The organism is Zobellia laminariae, from assembly GCF_030553095.1.
GTDB classification, from domain to species: Bacteria; Bacteroidota; Bacteroidia; order Flavobacteriales; family Flavobacteriaceae; genus Zobellia; species Zobellia laminariae.
On the sequence record NZ_CP130738.1, the window covers coordinates 2,217,949 to 2,234,949 of the forward strand.

The 17,001-nt window shown below is 37.6% G+C and carries 15 protein-coding genes and 2 pseudogenes; 8 read left to right on the forward strand and 9 right to left on the reverse strand.

All coding sequences use genetic code 11. The features are described from left to right. Positions 1-4: 4 nt before the first annotated feature. Positions 5-568, reverse strand: a complete 564-nt coding sequence (locus Q5W13_RS10560; protein WP_304446263.1) for a DNA-3-methyladenine glycosylase I — start codon at positions 566-568, stop codon at positions 5-7. Positions 569-769: 201 nt separating this feature from the next. Between Q5W13_RS10560 and Q5W13_RS10565 the strand changes: the two genes are divergently transcribed. The 3 genes from Q5W13_RS10565 to Q5W13_RS10575 all read left to right on the forward strand — a co-directional run bounded on the left by Q5W13_RS10565 (position 770) and on the right by Q5W13_RS10575 (position 5,354). Continuing rightward, the gene (locus Q5W13_RS10565) at positions 770-3,934 is read left to right on the forward strand and encodes a TonB-dependent receptor (RefSeq protein ID WP_304446264.1); all 3,165 of its coding nucleotides are present in this window, start codon (positions 770-772) and stop codon (positions 3,932-3,934) included. An 80-nt stretch (positions 3,935-4,014) separates the two neighbouring features. After that, the gene (locus Q5W13_RS10570) at positions 4,015-5,130 is read left to right on the forward strand and encodes an alkaline phosphatase family protein (protein WP_304446265.1); all 1,116 of its coding nucleotides are present in this window, start codon (positions 4,015-4,017) and stop codon (positions 5,128-5,130) included. A gap of 2 nt (positions 5,131-5,132) precedes the next feature. Next, positions 5,133-5,354 (forward strand): hypothetical protein, encoded by a 222-nt coding sequence (locus Q5W13_RS10575; protein ID WP_304446266.1) that lies wholly within the window; start codon positions 5,133-5,135, stop codon positions 5,352-5,354. Between the two features lie 2 nt (positions 5,355-5,356). On the opposite strand, the gene Q5W13_RS10580 is transcribed toward Q5W13_RS10575, so the two are convergent. After that, a complete protein-coding gene (locus Q5W13_RS10580) occupies positions 5,357-5,983 on the reverse strand; it encodes a Crp/Fnr family transcriptional regulator (protein WP_304446267.1) in 627 nt (208 codons plus the stop codon). A 207-nt stretch (positions 5,984-6,190) separates the two neighbouring features. Between Q5W13_RS10580 and Q5W13_RS10585 the strand changes: the two genes are divergently transcribed. Both Q5W13_RS10585 and Q5W13_RS10590 read left to right on the forward strand, forming a co-directional pair. Next, positions 6,191-7,321 (forward strand): esterase-like activity of phytase family protein, encoded by a 1,131-nt coding sequence (locus tag Q5W13_RS10585; RefSeq protein WP_304446268.1) that lies wholly within the window; start codon positions 6,191-6,193, stop codon positions 7,319-7,321. Positions 7,322-7,504: 183 nt separating this feature from the next. Then, positions 7,505-8,131 (forward strand): thioredoxin family protein, encoded by a 627-nt coding sequence (locus Q5W13_RS10590; RefSeq protein ID WP_304446269.1) that lies wholly within the window; start codon positions 7,505-7,507, stop codon positions 8,129-8,131. Here Q5W13_RS10590 and Q5W13_RS10595 read toward each other — a convergent pair. The 5 genes and pseudogenes from Q5W13_RS10595 to Q5W13_RS10615 all read right to left on the reverse strand — a co-directional run bounded on the left by Q5W13_RS10595 (position 8,108) and on the right by Q5W13_RS10615 (position 11,680). Next, positions 8,108-8,791 carry a hypothetical protein gene (locus tag Q5W13_RS10595; RefSeq protein WP_368662523.1) on the reverse strand — a complete coding sequence of 228 codons (684 nt, stop codon included), beginning with the start codon at positions 8,789-8,791 and terminating at the stop codon, positions 8,108-8,110. The two genes, Q5W13_RS10590 and Q5W13_RS10595, sit on opposite strands and share 24 nt — an antisense overlap. Positions 8,792-8,908: 117 nt before the next feature. After that, positions 8,909-9,623 (reverse strand): annotated as a pseudogene (gene truB / locus Q5W13_RS10600) (tRNA pseudouridine(55) synthase TruB). A 42-nt stretch (positions 9,624-9,665) separates the two neighbouring features. Then, positions 9,666-10,462, reverse strand: a pseudogene (locus Q5W13_RS10605) (undecaprenyl-diphosphate phosphatase). A 2-nt stretch (positions 10,463-10,464) separates the two neighbouring features. After that, positions 10,465-10,734, reverse strand: a complete 270-nt coding sequence (locus Q5W13_RS10610; RefSeq protein ID WP_304446271.1) for a DUF3098 domain-containing protein — start codon at positions 10,732-10,734, stop codon at positions 10,465-10,467. 67 nt (positions 10,735-10,801) lie between these two features. Beyond that, positions 10,802-11,680 carry a cell division protein FtsX gene (locus tag Q5W13_RS10615; RefSeq protein WP_304446272.1) on the reverse strand — a complete coding sequence of 293 codons (879 nt, stop codon included), beginning with the start codon at positions 11,678-11,680 and terminating at the stop codon, positions 10,802-10,804. 81 nt (positions 11,681-11,761) lie between these two features. Between Q5W13_RS10615 and Q5W13_RS10620 the strand changes: the two genes are divergently transcribed. From Q5W13_RS10620 to Q5W13_RS10630, 3 genes are all read left to right on the forward strand, one after another. Continuing rightward, positions 11,762-14,767, forward strand: coding sequence for a leucine--tRNA ligase (locus tag Q5W13_RS10620; RefSeq protein ID WP_304446494.1), 3,006 nt, complete (start codon positions 11,762-11,764; stop codon positions 14,765-14,767). A 35-nt stretch (positions 14,768-14,802) separates the two neighbouring features. Further along, positions 14,803-15,057: a SemiSWEET family sugar transporter gene (locus Q5W13_RS10625; RefSeq protein WP_194552100.1), complete on the forward strand. Its 255-nt coding sequence runs from the start codon at positions 14,803-14,805 to the stop codon at positions 15,055-15,057. A gap of 214 nt (positions 15,058-15,271) precedes the next feature. Beyond that, entirely contained in the window at positions 15,272-15,970 is a 699-nt protein-coding gene (locus tag Q5W13_RS10630) for a zinc metallopeptidase (RefSeq protein ID WP_304446273.1), read from the forward strand. Between the two features lie 84 nt (positions 15,971-16,054). Here the strand turns inward: Q5W13_RS10630 and Q5W13_RS10635 are convergent, their stop codons facing one another. Then, positions 16,055-16,567, reverse strand: coding sequence for a ferritin (locus Q5W13_RS10635; RefSeq protein WP_155594962.1), 513 nt, complete (start codon positions 16,565-16,567; stop codon positions 16,055-16,057). A 103-nt stretch (positions 16,568-16,670) separates the two neighbouring features. Then, positions 16,671-16,997: a hypothetical protein gene (locus Q5W13_RS10640; protein WP_304446274.1), complete on the reverse strand. Its 327-nt coding sequence runs from the start codon at positions 16,995-16,997 to the stop codon at positions 16,671-16,673. Positions 16,998-17,001: the final 4 nt, after the last annotated feature.

Sequence of the window (17,001 nt, forward strand, 5' to 3'; positions counted from 1 at the left end):
TCAACTATACTTCGTAATACCTAAAGCAAGAAATTTCATGGTCATTAACCATGCCCACGGCCTGCATAAATGCATAGACCACGGTACTGCCCACAAACTTAAAACCTCTTTTCTTTAGGTCCTTACTGAGTATATCGGAAAGTTCTGTGTTTGCAGGGGCAGTTTTGTAATCTTCAACACTATTCTTTAAGGGTGTTTCGTTTACAAATCCCCAAGCATAGTTACTAAAACTTCCAAACTCATCTTGCACTTTTATAAACGCTAAAGCATTGGAAACTGTTGCACGAACCTTTAATTTGTTTCTGATAATTCCAGCATCCTGGAGCAATTTTTGAATTTTATCCTCTTCATAAGTTACTATTTTCTTATAGTCGAAATTATCGAACGCCTTTCTGAAATTTTCACGTTTTTTCAAAATGGTAATCCAGCTTAAACCTGCTTGAAAGGTTTCTAAAACCAAAAACTCAAAAAGTAAATCATCATCTTTTACGGGTGAGCCCCATTCTTCATCATGATAGGCTTCATAAAGGGTATCGCCTTTGCACCAACCGCATCTTTGTTTTTCCATGTAGAAATTTTGAGTTATAAAAATACGTCTTTATGACCAAAAGGTTATGGATACAGACGTTCAATTGGCTATTAATTACTCAATATTATTAAATCACAAACTTAAGGTTAATAAGAAAGCTGATGTTAAAAACTAACATGGGTAGGTTTAGGTTAAAGGTAATTTTGCGCCTTTAAATTTTATAAAAACCACAGAACAAAAATGAAAACAAATTATTTAAATTATCTAGGTACAATGACCATGTTCCTGATTTTTGGAGCAATGCACATGTCGTTTGGTCAAGCAACTAATGCTTCGGTGAGCGGCACGGTTAAAGATGATATTGGAGAGCCCTTGTTAGGAGCCGAAATCATTTTGAAAAATAAGGCCACAGGATTTGTTTCGGGGGCTATTACTAATGAAAACGGGAGTTTTAGAATTTTACAATTGCCTTTAGGTGGGCCTTATGAAATAACTGCCCGTTACCTGGGGTTTGCAGATGTTAAGCAAGAGGGTTTTACATTAAATTTGGGAGATGCTCTCACGGTGCATTTTGACTTACAAGAATCTTCTACTGCATTAAATGAGGTTATTGTTTCGTCAAACAGCCTATATAAGAGAATTGAACAAATGGGTGCGTCTACGAAGATTGGCGCAGGCCAGATTAAAAAACTGGCGACGGAAGGTAGAAACTTTACCGGATTAACCAGTTTGTCTCCCTTACAAGGGGCTGGTAGTATTAATTTAGGCGGACAACGTAGAACTTCTACTAATGTTACTATAGACGGGCTGAATGCTAGAAATACCTTAACCGCCGGTGAAATAGGCCGTGGGCCTTATACGATTTCACAAGAGGCGATTCGTGAATTTGAAGTATCAACAAATGATTATAACGTTACCGAAGGTAGACAGGGTGGAGGCTCAATTTCGGCAGTTACCAAATCGGGTACTAACGAATTTAGCGGAAGCACTTTTTTCTACCATCGCGCAGACGGATTACAGAGTAAATATACCATACAAGGGCAAGAACGTGATGCTGATTTTTATAACTCTCAGTATGGGTTAAGTATTGGTGGTCCTATTATAAAGGATAAGCTGCACTTTTTCGCGGTTTTTGAAAGACAAGATGCGGGTGAACCGGTAAGTATAGCCGAAATCCAGAACGATGATGATGAGAACAGGCTGGGTATTACTGAAACTAATTTAGACCGGTTTTTAAACATTGGTCGCGAAGTTTATGGTTTAAGTGATTCACAACAAGTAGGTCAGTTCGATAGGGAGACCGAAGCTAATAACTTCTTTTTAAGATTAGATTGGCAGATTAATGATAAGCATCGTTTAACAATTAGAAACCTTTATAACAAATGGGAAAACCCTTTTAGTGTAAATGATAATTCTAGTATTGACGTAGCCGAGTCATATTCTGATTTTGAGTCGCAAGAGAATAGTATTATGCTATCATTACGCTCTATATTCAGCTCTAAGGTAACCAATGAGTTTAAGTTTCAGTATCAACATGCAGAAAGGGCTTTTACACCCAACCGGGAGTTGCCTCAATCTAATATTCCGCGTGCTATTGTTCAGGTTTCATCTGCATTACCAAATGGAAATGATAGAACGATAAGTGTTCAGTTGGGAGGTCAGCGTTTTACACCTGAAACTAATCAGGAGAACCAAATTCAGTTTACAAATACTACATATGTGAACACTGATAATTACAACTTTACTTTTGGTACGGATAATATGATCACCAATTTGGAGACCTTACTTTCTAATGAACAAAACGGGCGTTTTTTCTTTGATTCTTTAGATGATTTTGAAAATCAAATCGCATCTAGATATGCTAGAGAAGTACCTCTACAAGGTCTTCCTATTGTAAAGCAGACTGTATTAGATCTTTCTTTATTCGCCCAAGTAGAAACCGATATTACACCTAATCTAAATTTAGTTGCGGGTGTTCGTTGGGATGCGACTAAGTTTTTGGACGAAGCTGAGTTCAACCCGGTAGTTTTTCAAGAATTGGGTATCCGTACAAATGAAAAATTGGATGATTATAATAATATCCAGCCAAGGTTTCAACTAACATATAATTTGAAAGGAAAAAATACGGATATCTTTAAATTGGGTGGTGGTGTTTTTTCATCGCAACCTCATTATTACGCTCAGGTAAATAACATTCAAAATAGTGGCACTCTCTTAGGTGCTATTGATGTTACTGGGGCAGATGTACCAACTCCAGATTTCCAGTCCTACAGAAACGACCCTAGTACTGTGCCAGGAGTACCTGATGGGGTAACACCGTTCTCAACTATAAATGCCGTAGGTGCAGATTTTCAGGTTCCTACGATTTATAAGGCAAACCTAAGCTATACTCACTTTTTTAACGAAAAGTACAGTTTAGGATTTAATGCGCTATATAGTCACACAAGTAATAATTACATCTATCAGGAATCTAATTTAGTGGCTGAGCCTTATTTTGTAACACCCCAAGGTAGAGAAGTTTTTGTTCCGGCTAATACCATATCAGAAAATGGAGGTACAGATTGGACTAATTCTAGGATCTCTGACCAAGTTGGAAGAACTTTGGTTTTAACTTCAGATGGTATTCTTGATAATGTTGCTCTTGTAGTAGAAGGAACGGCGCAAATAGGAAAAGATGGTTATGTCAACGCAAGTATGACCTTTAATCGGTCTAAAGATAATTCTTCCTATAACTGTTGTGTGGCCAATACATCAACCTTTATTCCCGTGGAAGGTGATCCAAGGGATTTGAACTATGGGTATTCGGATAATCATTTTGATACCAAAATGGTCATAAATGGAGCTACTCCAACTTGGAAAGGTTTCACTTTAGGAGCCACGGTAATTGGACAGGGAGGCACCCGTTATTCTTTACATGTTGACGATAATACAAGTGCTAATGGTGATTTCAACTTAAGAAACGATATAGCCTACATCTTTGATCCTAGCGATTCCAATACACCGCAATCTATTATAGATGGATACAATCAAGTGTTGAATGATCCTGAAACTCCTGATAATTTTAAAGAGTATCTGAAAAATAGTTATGGCGGTTTTGCAGAGCGTAATGGAGGTAAAAATCCATTCGCAACTACGATAGATTTAAGAATTCAAAAAAGATTTGAAACCAAAAACAAAAAGCAAGGTCTAGAGCTTTCTGTTGACATTTTCAATTTTGCTAACCTGTTAAATAAAGAATGGGGTCAGACTCATAATTTTGGAAGAAGGCAAGATTTCATGCGCATAAACGGGTTTGATCAAATAAGTCAGGCTTATGATTATTCTGTTCAAACGGGTGCGGGAACCGAACCGATTAACGGTACACCATGGAGGCTCCAATTAGGGGCAAGATATACATTTAACTAATCGTACTTTTTATTTTATCTCAATCTAGGGGCGTCAAAAAAAAGTTTGGCCCCTCTAGTTTTTACAATCTAATTTAAGACATGAAAAAGAATATTTTCTTATTATTTGCATTGGTTATGATAATCGTGCAGTATGGAAGGGCACAAGAAGAGAACTTAACTCAACACGTAATTTTGGTTTCGGTAGATGGCTTTAGACCTAATTTCTATTTAGAGGATAAATGGCCTACTCCAAATCTGAAAAAAATGGTTAGAGAAGGTGCTGCGGCCAATGGGGTAAGAGGGGTGTTTCCTTCGGTAACCTATCCATCGCACACAACAATAATTACAGGGTCATTTCCTGCTGAGCATGGTGTTTATTATAACAGTCCGTTCGAAGAAGGAGGGCAAACAGGGCGTTGGTACTGGGAGAGTAATCTCATAAAGACCAAAACTCTATGGGATGCAGTAAAAGCGGCGGGAAAAACAAGTGCAAGCTTTATCTGGCCTGTTTCTGTTGGTGCTCCCATTGACTTTAATATTCCCGAATATTGGTTGTTGAATAGTGATGTCAGCCGAATAGAATCTATGCGGACCAAAGAGAATCCAAAAGGGTTTTTAAAGGAAATGGAAGAGGAGGTTCTGGGAAAGCTAAATGATAAGACCTTTAACGGAGATTATTTGAGCCGGGAAGATAGAACTGGGGAGATGGCGGCATATACCTTAGAGAAGTACAAACCTAATCTGATGACATTGCACCTTATTGCAACCGATCATTTTCAGCATGAACAGGGAAGAGATGGTGAGAAAGTGTTTACCTCTATTGCTGCTGTGGACCGAGCTATTGGTAAAATAATGGAAGCTGCGGAAAGGGCGGGTATTCTTGATAAAACTACATTTGTTATTACGGGAGACCATGGTTTTGTTGATATACACTCTGCTTTGAACCCTAACATTTGGTTGTTAGAAGAAGGTTTAATAGAAGACAAAAAGGACCGTGGTGATTGGAAAGCCGCTTTTCATACTTCAGGTGCTTCAGCTTTTTTGATGTTGAAAAATAAAAATGACAAAAAGACCGTGGCCAAAGTACGGGCAAAATTGAATAATTTGCCAACCTCAGTTAAAAAACTGTTCAGGGTGGTAGAAAGAAGGGAGTTAGATGGTATTGGAGCAGACCCTAATGCGATTTTAGCACTCGCTCCAATACCTGGTAAATAGCCATGTCATCAAGAATAACTGGTAATGTGCTTTCTGCAAGAAGTGGGGGTACACATGGGTTCTTTCCAGACTTTAAAGAAATAGAAACGGGATTCGTTGCATTTGGTGCGGGTATAAACCAAGGTAAGAAAATAGAGAAAATGGGACTTGAAGATATTGCACCAATTGTTAGTGAGCTTTTGCAGCTTAATTTTGAAACTAAAAATGGCGTCCTCTATCCATAATCTTAACCCACAAAAACTGATTTTTTCTTTAATGCACTGGCAATTGTTTGACGGGTGGCCCCAATAAGGTCACCCTTGTCTTTTTGGGTAAGCAAATTGTAAAGGATGTGCTCTTCTCCATGTATATCTCGTACAGAGATATCAAAGTGAGATTTCAAGAATTCCAGCTTTTGTAATGTTGATCTTTCGTTTACTTGGCCTAATTTTTTTTCTGCAAGACACCACCGCTTCAATAGATACGCAATGAACCATTCGGAAGTAACTGGGTTTTCAACAATAGCTTTTTTGAAGAAGGTTAAATCATAAATACGAATTCTACTATCGACCAGCGTTTTTGAAAATTCAAAGAATTGTCCATTTAAATATTTTAGGTTTCCAAAATAGTCGCCTGTATAGATTATATCATAGGTGTTTTCTTCTCCTGTTTCTGAATAACCGCCAAGTTTAATAACCCCTTCTACTAACTCATACATGTAATTCTCTGTAAGAGGAGGTTTGTAAATGAATTCGTTTTTGGATACAGTAATCTCTTTGACCGAGCTAAAAAAATCAGGGTTTCCTGATTTTTTTAAGTAGCCATAAAGGCAAAGTGTATGCTTTTTGTGTAATTGGGGACGGATGTTTTTCATAACTCATCAACATGTATCATTATCGAAACCCACAAATCTATTTTTAAATAGTTAATGTAATGTTAGTTGAATATTAAGATTGTTGAAAGTAATAGGTCTTTAACAAATGGAGCATGAAAATAATACAACCGTAATATAATCGTAATCTAGAGTTAAGCTTCCAATGCAATCTAAGTGAGATCTTGCCAGACCAAAACATACATTAAAATGAAGGACTTTACATTAGAAATTTTAGGGCTAATATTAATCACCATGATTGTTTCTTGTGAACACATTGATGATTTTATAGGAGAAGGTAAATCGGAAGAGAAAGATATAACCAGTCTACAGTTTGTGGATGAATATGTATTACCTGATGGTTCTATATATGCAGGGACAACAGTTGGCGGATTGTCTGCAATAGACTATGCAGATGGAAAGTGGTACATGATTAGTGATGATGCCAAAGCACCTATTCGGTTTTACACGGCGGACATTCAATTTAATGAAAACGGATTTGAAAACGTAACTATTAATGGGGTTACGGAATTGTTGAACGGCAGCAATTTGCCTTTTGCAGATGGTGAGGTAGACCCAGAGTCTATACGGGTTACTTCAGGTGGTAGCTTGTTGTGGTCTAGTGAAGGAAACATCAAAAGCGGTATTGATCCCTTTGTGAGATTGGCAAGTGCCGATGGTTCTTATAAATCGAGTATTTCCTTATCCGAAAAATTTAAAGTATCCGATGATGAAAACCGAGGCCCAAGACATAATGGGGTTATTGAGGGTCTTTCTGTTGCTTATGATAAAGTGGGCTATTGGGCTTCAATGGAACTGCCTCTTATTCAAGACGGGGTTGAACCCATAGTGGAGGATACGGATTCTCCAGTAAGAATAGCTTATATAAATGCTTCGGGTGTATTCGGAAAGGAGTTTGCTTATGAGTTAGATCCAATTGCTAGAAAGTTTGATGAAACTGCTTTTACAGTTAATGGCGTTGTAGAAATTCTAGAATATGATACCGATAAGTTTTTGGTCTTGGAACGTTCGTTTTCAACTGGCTATGCAGACGGTGGTAACAACGTAAAGATTTATGATGTGGATGCTTCTAAAGCTACAGACGTAAGCGGTATGGATAGTCTTAAAGATGCTGACTATATAAAAGCGACCAAGAAGTTGTTGTTCGATTTTGAAAGTGTTAGAAATCAATTAACAGATGGGGTAGTAGATAACATTGAGGGAATCACTTTTGGCCCTGAATTAGAAAATGGAAATCGTTCATTGGTCTTGGTGGCGGATAATAACTTTAGCGCATTTGGCTCGCAATTGAATCAATTCATACTTCTTGAAGTAAAATAAGAGATTAAATAAAGTAGTGTAAAGTTCGTTGTACTATGGTATAACGGACTTTTTCGTTTTAAAAAGGTTGTTGAGGTAGAGGTTTGTAAGTTCTTGCAATAAAATACTACCAATGTGACGCATGTTACCAAGTCAGAAATAGCAGAGTGTTAACTTTGTTATCAAATTTTAAAGAAGATTAAAATGGCATTACCTACAACAGAAAACAGTACACAAGAATTAATAGGAAAAGCGCTTTCTCAAGCTATTTCATACGAAGATTACCGTGCAATGGTAAGCCAGTTGGTTCTTGAAGGAAAAGCAACGGGACCAGAGCAAACAGAAGCCTTGGCTAATTATACAATGCTTAATGACCGCCGTATGAAGCGTTTTGATAAAACGGTAAAAGTGAGTCCAGAAGATGTCGCTACGATTGCCAAGCTTGATAGAAAAGTACAACTGATTGTTTTAACAGAAAGTTGGTGTGGAGATGCTGCTCCGGCTTTACCAGTAATTAATAAAGTGGCACAGTTGAATGATAATATAGATCTTAAAGTGGTTTTAAGGGATGAAAATGTAGACCTAATGAACCGTTTCTTAACTAACGGCGGAATGTCTATTCCTAAGTTGATTTTTTGGGATGAGGAAAACCAAGAAGTACTTGCAGATTGGGGCCCAAGACCTAAGCTTGCTGCAAAGTTAGTAGCAGACCATAAAGAAGAACATGGTCAATTGTTACCTGAGATTAAAGAGGAAATTCAACAATGGTATAATAAAGATAAAGGGCAATCAACGCTTAAAGAAGTATTAGCGAGCTTTCCCTTGAAATAGGTAGGTGATGGTTCCTTTTTGAACCGATTTTTCACCAGAACTAAATTTAGCTTTATAAGCGTAAGCAATGGCATTGTCTATCAAACAACCGTTAGAAGTGCCAGAGCTTTTTGAGTTGTAATCGGCATCCACAACGTTGCCCATTGCATCTACTTGAATGTTTACAACAACCTTTCCGCCAACAATACAAGTGTATATTGGGGGAGGTAATCTATAATTACTACGGTTTACTAATGAGTAGGAAACCGATGTATTTCTTTTTGCTAAATTATTGGTAAACTCTTTCTTTTGAGCCTCTTTTTCGCCTAACAGTTGCTTGGCTTCCTTACGTTTCTTTTTTAATTCTTTTACGCGCTCTGCGTATTCAGAATCAGAAAGTAGCTCATTAGGGTCATCGCTATTTTCAGCAGCCATTTTTTCCTCTAATAACTCTTCAAGTGTTTTTAAAGGTTCTGGGTTACCGTAGCTTGGTTTTGCGGTTTCGTTATAAGCCATGTGGCTTTTTACCGGGTCTAATTTTTGACTTTCTTTCTCTAATTCTTCCTTTTCTTTAAGAAGCTCTTCAATATCTTCTTCAAGTACCATTTCTACCACATAGTCGTCTACCTCTTTATCTTGCCCTAAGTGTATGTTGTACAGTGCCAACACAATAATAGACATCGAAAAAAAGGTAATAAGGAACGCTAAATGTTTACGGTTCAAGGTCATAGTGATATAACCACAATTTTAAAAAAATATTTTAATTATTCGTTGAACGGAAAGGCTAGGGTATTCTTTTTATGATTCTGATGTTTTTCCCAGTAGGTTTTCCGCAAATACATTAGGGTCAATGGCATTATTTACGTTATAGTCACCTATTTTGGTTCTCCTAAGTTCAGATAAATGCCCTCCACTCTGTAGAGCTTGCCCCAAATCATGTGCCAAAGATCTAATATAAGTGCCTTTGCTGCAAACAATTCTAAATTTAACATCTGGGAGCTTCATTTCGGTAATCTCAAAAAACAGAGACGTTAACACTTCTCAGTTTTATCTCTACTTCTTTTCCTTCTCTGGCATACTCATAGAGCCGTTTACCATCTTTTTTTAATGCTGAAAATACAGGTGGGCGTTGTTCAATATCACCTATAAATTGGGGAAGGGTTTCATCTAATAGTGCTTCCGTGATATGTTCGGTAGGGTACGTTTTATCTACTTCGGTTTCCAAATCGTAAGAAGGAGTTGTGCCACCTAGAGTAATGGTACCTGTGTATTCTTTTGCTTGTCCTTGAAGTTCTGTTATTCTTTTGGTGAACTTACCAGAGCAAATTATAAGTAGTCCGGTTGCCAAAGGATCTAAGGTTCCTGCATGGCCAATTTTAAACTTCTTAAGTTTGAACTTTGTGCGAATAGCCCATTTTAATTTATTTACCGCCTGAAAAGAAGACCAACCAAGTGGTTTGTCTATAAGCAATATTTGTCCATCAAGAAAGTCCTCTTGGGTACGAGAATCCATATAAATAAGTATTAACCTCTGTTCTGAATAACGGGAAACGGTCTAGCCCAAATACCCGTAGGCAATAGCAATCAGTCCCACAACAAAGCAGTAAATGGCAAAGTAAGAAAGTTTGCTCTTTTTTACTAATTGGATCATCCAAGTACAGGCAGCAAGACCGGCTACGAAAGCAGCAATAAAACCTGCGCCCATAGCAAGGTTATTTCCTCCATCAAAGTTAAGGTCGCCACTCATAAGGTCTTTCCCTATTTTACCAAAAATAAGAGGAACAACCATTAAGAATGAAAAACGAGCTGCTTTGGTCTTGTCAACACCTAATAATACAGACGTAGAAATAGTAGCACCACTTCTAGAAATACCTTAAGCAACATAGCAATGGCCTGAGAGACACCTACAATGAATGCGTTCTTGAAACTTACTTTTTTATCGGTGTCTTTGGCTTTATCGGCAAAATATAGAAGAACTGCCGTAATCAAAAGCATAAAACCTACGAAACGAACATTACCGCCAAAAAAGGCTTCCAGTTGTTCTTCAAAAAAAAGACCTACAAAAACTGCAGGCAACATAGATATGATAATTTTAACAGAGAACTGCGCTTCCTCGTTCCATTTAAAAGTTAGAAGGCCACTAATAATTTCCCAAATATCCTTTCTGAAAACTACAATAGTACTCAAAGCGGTTGCTGCATGAAGTACAACTGTAAATAAAAGGCTTTCTTCAGGAACGGAATTGTCACCTAAAATAGCTTTTCCTAATTCTAAATGTCCACTTGATGATACAGGTAAAAATTCGGTCAATCCTTGAATGATACCGAGAATGATTGCGTCTAGCGTCTCCAAAATTATTTTTTCTTCTTATGAGGATTCAACAATATGGCATATATCTCAACACCTAATCCAATTAATACTAGGGTAGGTGCTAAGCGTATTCTTCTAAAGCTGTAGATGTCTTCATTAAATACGTTAGGGTCGTCACTGCCACCACCACTCATGAGTATAAAGCCTAAGGCTATAAATGCAAGACCCACAAAAAAGAAGGTATAGTTCTTTTTTTGAAAAATGAATTCTTGTTTACCCTGCTGGCCTGTATGTTCTACTTGTTTCTTACCCATGCTGCAAATTTAACGAAGTTCTACTTAAAAAAGTTTATGGTCGTAAAGGTTTATTGTTAGGATGTTCTTAATAGTAAAGTTCATCGGTTCGGAGGTTCAAAAACCGTTGTGTTGCGAAAAAAGTACTGATTAACGAGATGAATATTCCTAAAATAAAGATGGCTCCGTAGAGAATACCTAATAGCTCAAGGTCTTTAAAAAGCTCTAGTTCGGGAAAGTTTTGGTCCAAATAGTACAATGCGCCTGTTAATGCTGCAAGAGCGGTAAGGGCACCTAGAATCCCAAGTTTAATGTTCATCCATATAAAAGGTCTGCGTATAAAAGTCTTGGTGGCACCTACCATTTGCATGGTCTTAATGATAAAACGTTTGGAGTAAATGCTTAAACGGATGGAGCTGTTGATAAGTAAAATAGCGATAAAAGTAAGAACGCCACTAGCGATCAAAATCCAAAAACTGATGCGTTTTACATTTTCGCTCAACAGACCAACCAAAGGTTTATCATAACTAACTTCTTCCACATAAGTCTTTTTGGCAAGATTGGTGGCTAGAGAATCTATTTCTTGTGGTGTAACAAAATCTGCTCTTAACTGCACATCAATGGAGTTTTTAAGCGGATTGTAACCTAAGAAATTCTGAAAGTCCTCGCCTATTTCCTCACTATGTTGCTTGGCGGCATCTTCTTTGGAAACAAAGACAGCACTTTTAGTGTGTTCTTCTTGTAAGAGGTTTTTTTGGAGTTGGTCTATTTCAGACTCTTTTGCTTCGTCCTTTAAAAAGATAGAAATAGTGATTTGCTCTTTAAAATGATCTGCCATTTTTTTGGTATTGATAACCAAAAGCCCCAAAATACCCAGTAAAAATAATACCAAAGCAATACTCAGTACCACCGAAAAATACGATGATATTAATTTTTGTTTCTGGTACTGTTCAAAAGACTTGCCCATAATCGCGTATACAGGCGTAAATTTAGGAAAGTAAATTGAATAAACTTATTTTTGGCGAACATTGAAAAGAAAGATATCAGCATGCACTACGATTTCAAGGAAATAGAGAAAAATTGGCAAGACTTTTGGGCCAAAAACCAGACGTTTAAAGCCGAAAATAATTCCGATAAGCCAAAATACTATGTTTTGGATATGTTTCCTTACCCCTCGGGTGCCGGTTTGCACGTAGGGCATCCGCTTGGTTATATTGCAAGTGATATTTATGCACGCTATAAAAGGCATAAAGGTTTTAATGTTTTACATCCACAGGGGTATGATTCTTTTGGTTTGCCAGCAGAGCAATATGCAATTCAAACAGGGCAACATCCTGCAGTAACTACTGCTGCTAATATTAAAACATACAGAAGACAGTTAGATCAATTAGGTTTTTCTTTTGATTGGAGCAGAGAGGTGCGTACTTCTAGTCCGGAGTATTACAAATGGACGCAGTGGATATTCATACAAATCTTTAATTCTTGGTATAACAAGGATACGGATAAGGCAGAAGATGTAGAAACATTAATTGCTAAATTTTCTGCAGATGGTAATGCCAATGTAAACGCAGTATGCGATGATGATATTGAATCGTTTTCTGCAGCTGATTGGAAAGCTTTCTCTGATGTAAAAAAACAAGAAATATTATTACAATATAGGTTAACGTACTTAGCAGATACAGAAGTAAACTGGTGTCCTGCACTAGGTACGGTATTGGCAAACGATGAAATTGTAAACGGTGTTTCAGAACGTGGTGGTCATCCGGTTATCCGTAAAAAGATGACCCAGTGGAGCATGCGTATTTCTGCATATGCACAACGTTTGTTAGACGGATTGAATACGGTAGATTGGCCACAGCCATTAAAAGATTCCCAAACCAATTGGATTGGGAGAAGTCAAGGAGCTTCTGTTGTTTTTAATGTGAAGGACCATGATGAAAAAATAGAAGTTTTTACCATAAGGCCCGATACTATTTTTGGGGTAAGTTTTATGACTTTGGCGCCAGAGCATGAGTTGGTTTCGAAAATAACGACTGAAGCTCAAAAAGCTGAGGTAGAAGCGTATATAGAAGCAACTGCAAAACGTTCGGAGCGTGATCGTATGGCAGATGTAAAGACTATTTCAGGTGCTTTTACCGGTGCATATGCAGAACATCCATTTACAAAAGAACCTATTCCAATTTGGATTGGGGACTATGTTTTGGCAGGTTATGGAACTGGTGCGGTTATGTCCGTACCATGTGGTGATCAAAGAGATTATGACTTCGCAAAGCATTTCAATATTCCTATTCCTAACATATTTGAAGGTGTAGATATTTCTGAGGAAGCATATGCTGATAAGGATAAAACGGTTATTGCAAATTCTGATTTCCTAAACGGATTACCATATAAGAAAGCTATGAAATTAGCGATCTATGAGTTGGAGAAATTAGGGCAAGGCGAAGGAAAAATAAATTATAGATTACGTGATGCCGTATTTAGTCGTCAACGCTATTGGGGAGAACCTTTTCCAGTGTATTATGTAGACGGTATGCCTCAAATGATTGAAAAAGAATTCTTGCCTATTGCGTTGCCAGAAGTTGAAAAATACTTGCCCACAGAGACAGGAGAACCGCCATTGGGTAATGCTGAGGTTTGGGCTTGGGATACGGTAACCAATACCGTTGTAAACAACAGTGAAATAAATAATACTACTGTGTTTCCGTTGGAGTTGAATACCATGCCGGGTTGGGCAGGTAGTTCACAGTACTTTAACCGCTACATGGATCCACACAATGAGAATGAAATTTTCTCTAAGGAAGCTATTGACTACTGGCAAGATGTAGATTTATATATTGGTGGTAGCGAACACGCAACAGGCCACTTATTGTATAGCCGTTTCTGGCAGAAATTTATGTTCGATAAAGGTTTGGTGCCTAAAGATGAGTTTGCTAAAAAACTTATTAATCAAGGGATGATTACTGGGACTAGTGCTTTTGTTTACGGATTCTGGGTTGCTTTTAGTCATTTTAATTCATTGGAAGATTTAAAAGTTGAAGATAAGACTATGGCTTATCCGGTGGAAAGACCTTTTTTACTTTTAGTTTCTAAATCAGTTTATGAAAATTGTGTTAAATCTGAAGATTTTACGGAAATTGAAGACTGGGTTGAAAAGAAATTTTCTGGTTATAGTAATATTATAGATATAGATAAAAGCGTTTCTCAAAACACCTATGATATCAGACCAATTGTTCAACATGTAAATGTTTCATTAGTGAATTCTTCTGATGAATTGAATTTTGAAGATTTTTTAAAATGGAGGCAAGAATATAGTAATTCGGTTTTATTTCAAGAAGGTAAATATATCGTAGGCCGCGAAGTTGAAAAAATGTCCAAGTCCAAATACAACGTTGTAAATCCAGATGCCATTTGTGAGGAATACGGGGCAGATTCATTGCGTTTGTATGAAATGTTCTTGGGGCCTTTGGAGCAATCTAAACCTTGGAACACCGCAGGTATTACAGGAGCTCATGGTTTCTTGAAAAAATTGTGGCGTTTGTATCATTTAGGTGCAGAAGGTGCTTTTGCAGTATCAGAAGATGAGCCGTCTAAAGACAGTTTCAAGACTTTACATAAGACTATTAAAAAGGTAGAAGAAGATATAGAGAACTTTAGTTTTAATACATCGGTATCTACTTTTATGATTGCCGTAAACGAATTGGGTGCTCAGAAATGTAATAGCAGAAATGTATTAGAGCCGTTGGCTATTTTGGTATCGCCTTATGCGCCTCATATTGCAGAAGAACTTTGGAAGCAATTAGGTCATGAAGGTTCAATTTCTACGGTAGACTTTCCAAAATTCGAGGAGAAGTACTTGGTGGAAAGTAGTAAGGAATATCCGGTTTCCTTCAATGGAAAAATGCGCTTTAAACTAGAGCTTCCTTTAGATTTAAGCAAAGATGAAATTGAAGCAGCGGTTATGGCTCATGAAAAAACAGCGCAGCAATTGCAAGGGCGTACGCCTAAGAAAGTAATTGTAGTACCAGCAGGTAAAATTATAAATATCGTAGGATAAGTATCAGGCATACGGCCACCAACTAAGCATAGCAAATGGATAAGATTGAAATTCTTGGAATGGTGGCCGCTGTTTTAACAACGGCCGGTTATGTGCCGCAGGTCTACAAAACGTGGCGTGATAAGTCCACCAAAGACATTTCGCTCAGTACATACCTTATTCTTTTTTTAGGAGTCGTCTTGTGGTTTACATACGGACTTATGATTAACAGCCTACCAGTTACTTTGGCAAATGCTATAACAGGTTGCCTTCTTTTCTTCATGTTAATATTGAAATTCAAGTACAAATAACCCAAAGACATTTTGGCAGAATAATTACCTGAAATCACGCCAAAAGAAATTGGCGGGGTTTTTGCTTTCCAATATATAACAGATAATTAAACGTTTTCTCTAAGCAAAGCTGCCTCACTGAGTGTAGTCGAAGTGAGTGCAGCCGCAGTGAGCGCAGACAAGATGAGAGGTTTTTGATTATCTTTAAATTTAAATCTTTAAAAGGAATACAGTTATGATGGGATATTATATTTTAATTGGAGCCATAGCTCTAGTTAGCTGGCTAGTAAGCAGAAAGCTTAAGAGTAAGTTTAAGTTTTATTCTAAGGTGCATTTAAGCAACGGAATGAGCGGTGCGGAAATTGCTGAGAAAATGTTGGCAGACCATGGTATACGAGATGTAAAAGTAGTTTCTACAGCAGGTATGCTAACCGATCACTATAACCCAAAAAATAAAACAGTAAATCTAAGTGAGGGTGTTTATAACCAAAGAAACGCATCTGCTGCTGCAGTAGCGGCTCACGAATGTGGGCACGCCGTGCAACATGCGCAAGCATATGAATGGTTAACAATGCGTTCAAAATTAGTGCCTATAGTAAGTGTTACTTCGGGTATTTCTATGTGGGTCGTTTTTGGTGGACTTATGTTGGGTGCTGCGGAAGGTGCTGGCCTAGGTCAATGGGTGGCAATAGCTGGTTTGGCTATGATGGGTATGGCAACTTTATTCAGTTTTATAACCTTGCCTGTAGAGTATGATGCCAGTAACCGTGCATTGGCTTGGTTAAAAGCAAAACATGTAGTTACGCCAGAAGAATATAAAGGTTCAGAAGATGCTTTAAAATGGGCTGCACGAACCTATTTGGTAGCGGCAATTGGTTCGTTGGCTACTCTAGTCTATTGGGGCATGCAAGTGCTTGGTGGTAGTAGAGATTAATTTTTTCAAACTTATTAAAATGTAAAAAGGCTGTCTAGAAATTCTTAGACAGCCTTTTTTTGCTTGAGTTAGCATGAAAATTGTTTACTCAACAGATATACGTTCGTCTATCAGTTTAAGTGCAATACCATCTCGTCCCATAATTTCAAATAGGTCAAGTATATCTCTCATTGTTTTTTCTTCTTCTAATTGTTCGGTAATAAACCACTGCAAGAAATTCTCAACGCCAAAGTCGCTGTTCTTTTTAGCAGCTGCAACTATTCTATTAATTGATTTAGTTACATCTATTTCTTGGCTCAAAGCAGTTTCAAAAACTTCCTCTAAAGAAGAAAAATCATGATTTGTGCTTTCTATGGCAGGAGATATGGCGTTACCACCACAATCATTAACGAATTTAAAAATCTTCATCATGTGCTCTCTTTCCTCAGCAGCTTGCTTATACATAAAGTCCGCGCTTTGGTTGTAACCACGTTGGTCGCACCATGAAGCCATGGCTAAATATGAGGCAGATGCTCTACCTTCCATCTTTATCTGGGCATTAAGCATATCCATGCTTTCTACCTTAATACTCATTTGTTGTCTAGCTATATCTTTCATTGTCTTTTTCTTTACTTAACGTAAAGTTATCACAAAAGAGTGCGTATTACTAGGGCATTAACCTATTTATAACTGATTTTAGACTGATTAAAAATAAAGAAATCTACGTTCTAGAGGTAAGTGAAGGGGTCTGAACGGCAATATCGAGCAAGAAAAATGCTCCTGTAAGTAACTCTTTAAGGTCTAGAACTTCAAGGGTATTCAAGACAAAAAGGTGTTCTCTATTGCAAAGTGATACTATTTCAAACCCATGCGGATTGGCATCCTCGTCAAAATGGTCTTCAATATTAATGCTCCAAACCTTTTGTCTAAGAGCAAGTAGTTGGCAAAAAGACAAACGCACCAGCTTCTGACCAAGGTCTATATAAAAGCACCTCTCCTTATCGGATTGGAAAAATGTATAGTAATGTGATGAATGAATGCGTTCCATTGGG

Excerpts from the sequence above, each read along its gene's own strand:
- Q5W13_RS10560 (WP_304446263.1), bottom strand. The coding sequence starts at position 568 with ATGGAAAAACAAAGATGCGGTTGGTGCAAAGGCGATACCCTTTATGAA.
- Q5W13_RS10565 (WP_304446264.1), top strand. The coding sequence starts at position 770 with ATGAAAACAAATTATTTAAATTATCTAGGTACAATGACCATGTTCCTG.
- Q5W13_RS10570 (WP_304446265.1), top strand. The coding sequence starts at position 4,015 with ATGAAAAAGAATATTTTCTTATTATTTGCATTGGTTATGATAATCGTG.
- Q5W13_RS10575 (WP_304446266.1), top strand. The coding sequence starts at position 5,133 with ATGTCATCAAGAATAACTGGTAATGTGCTTTCTGCAAGAAGTGGGGGT.
- Q5W13_RS10580 (WP_304446267.1), bottom strand. The coding sequence starts at position 5,983 with ATGAAAAACATCCGTCCCCAATTACACAAAAAGCATACACTTTGCCTT.
- Q5W13_RS10585 (WP_304446268.1), top strand. The coding sequence starts at position 6,191 with ATGAAGGACTTTACATTAGAAATTTTAGGGCTAATATTAATCACCATG.
- Q5W13_RS10590 (WP_304446269.1), top strand. The coding sequence starts at position 7,505 with ATGGCATTACCTACAACAGAAAACAGTACACAAGAATTAATAGGAAAA.
- Q5W13_RS10595 (WP_368662523.1), bottom strand. The coding sequence starts at position 8,791 with ATGTCTATTATTGTGTTGGCACTGTACAACATACACTTAGGGCAAGAT.
- Q5W13_RS10610 (WP_304446271.1), bottom strand. The coding sequence starts at position 10,734 with ATGGGTAAGAAACAAGTAGAACATACAGGCCAGCAGGGTAAACAAGAA.
- Q5W13_RS10615 (WP_304446272.1), bottom strand. The coding sequence starts at position 11,680 with ATGGGCAAGTCTTTTGAACAGTACCAGAAACAAAAATTAATATCATCG.
- Q5W13_RS10620 (WP_304446494.1), top strand. The coding sequence starts at position 11,762 with ATGCACTACGATTTCAAGGAAATAGAGAAAAATTGGCAAGACTTTTGG.
- Q5W13_RS10625 (WP_194552100.1), top strand. The coding sequence starts at position 14,803 with ATGGATAAGATTGAAATTCTTGGAATGGTGGCCGCTGTTTTAACAACG.
- Q5W13_RS10630 (WP_304446273.1), top strand. The coding sequence starts at position 15,272 with ATGATGGGATATTATATTTTAATTGGAGCCATAGCTCTAGTTAGCTGG.
- Q5W13_RS10635 (WP_155594962.1), bottom strand. The coding sequence starts at position 16,567 with ATGAAAGATATAGCTAGACAACAAATGAGTATTAAGGTAGAAAGCATG.
- Q5W13_RS10640 (WP_304446274.1), bottom strand. The coding sequence starts at position 16,997 with ATGGAACGCATTCATTCATCACATTACTATACATTTTTCCAATCCGAT.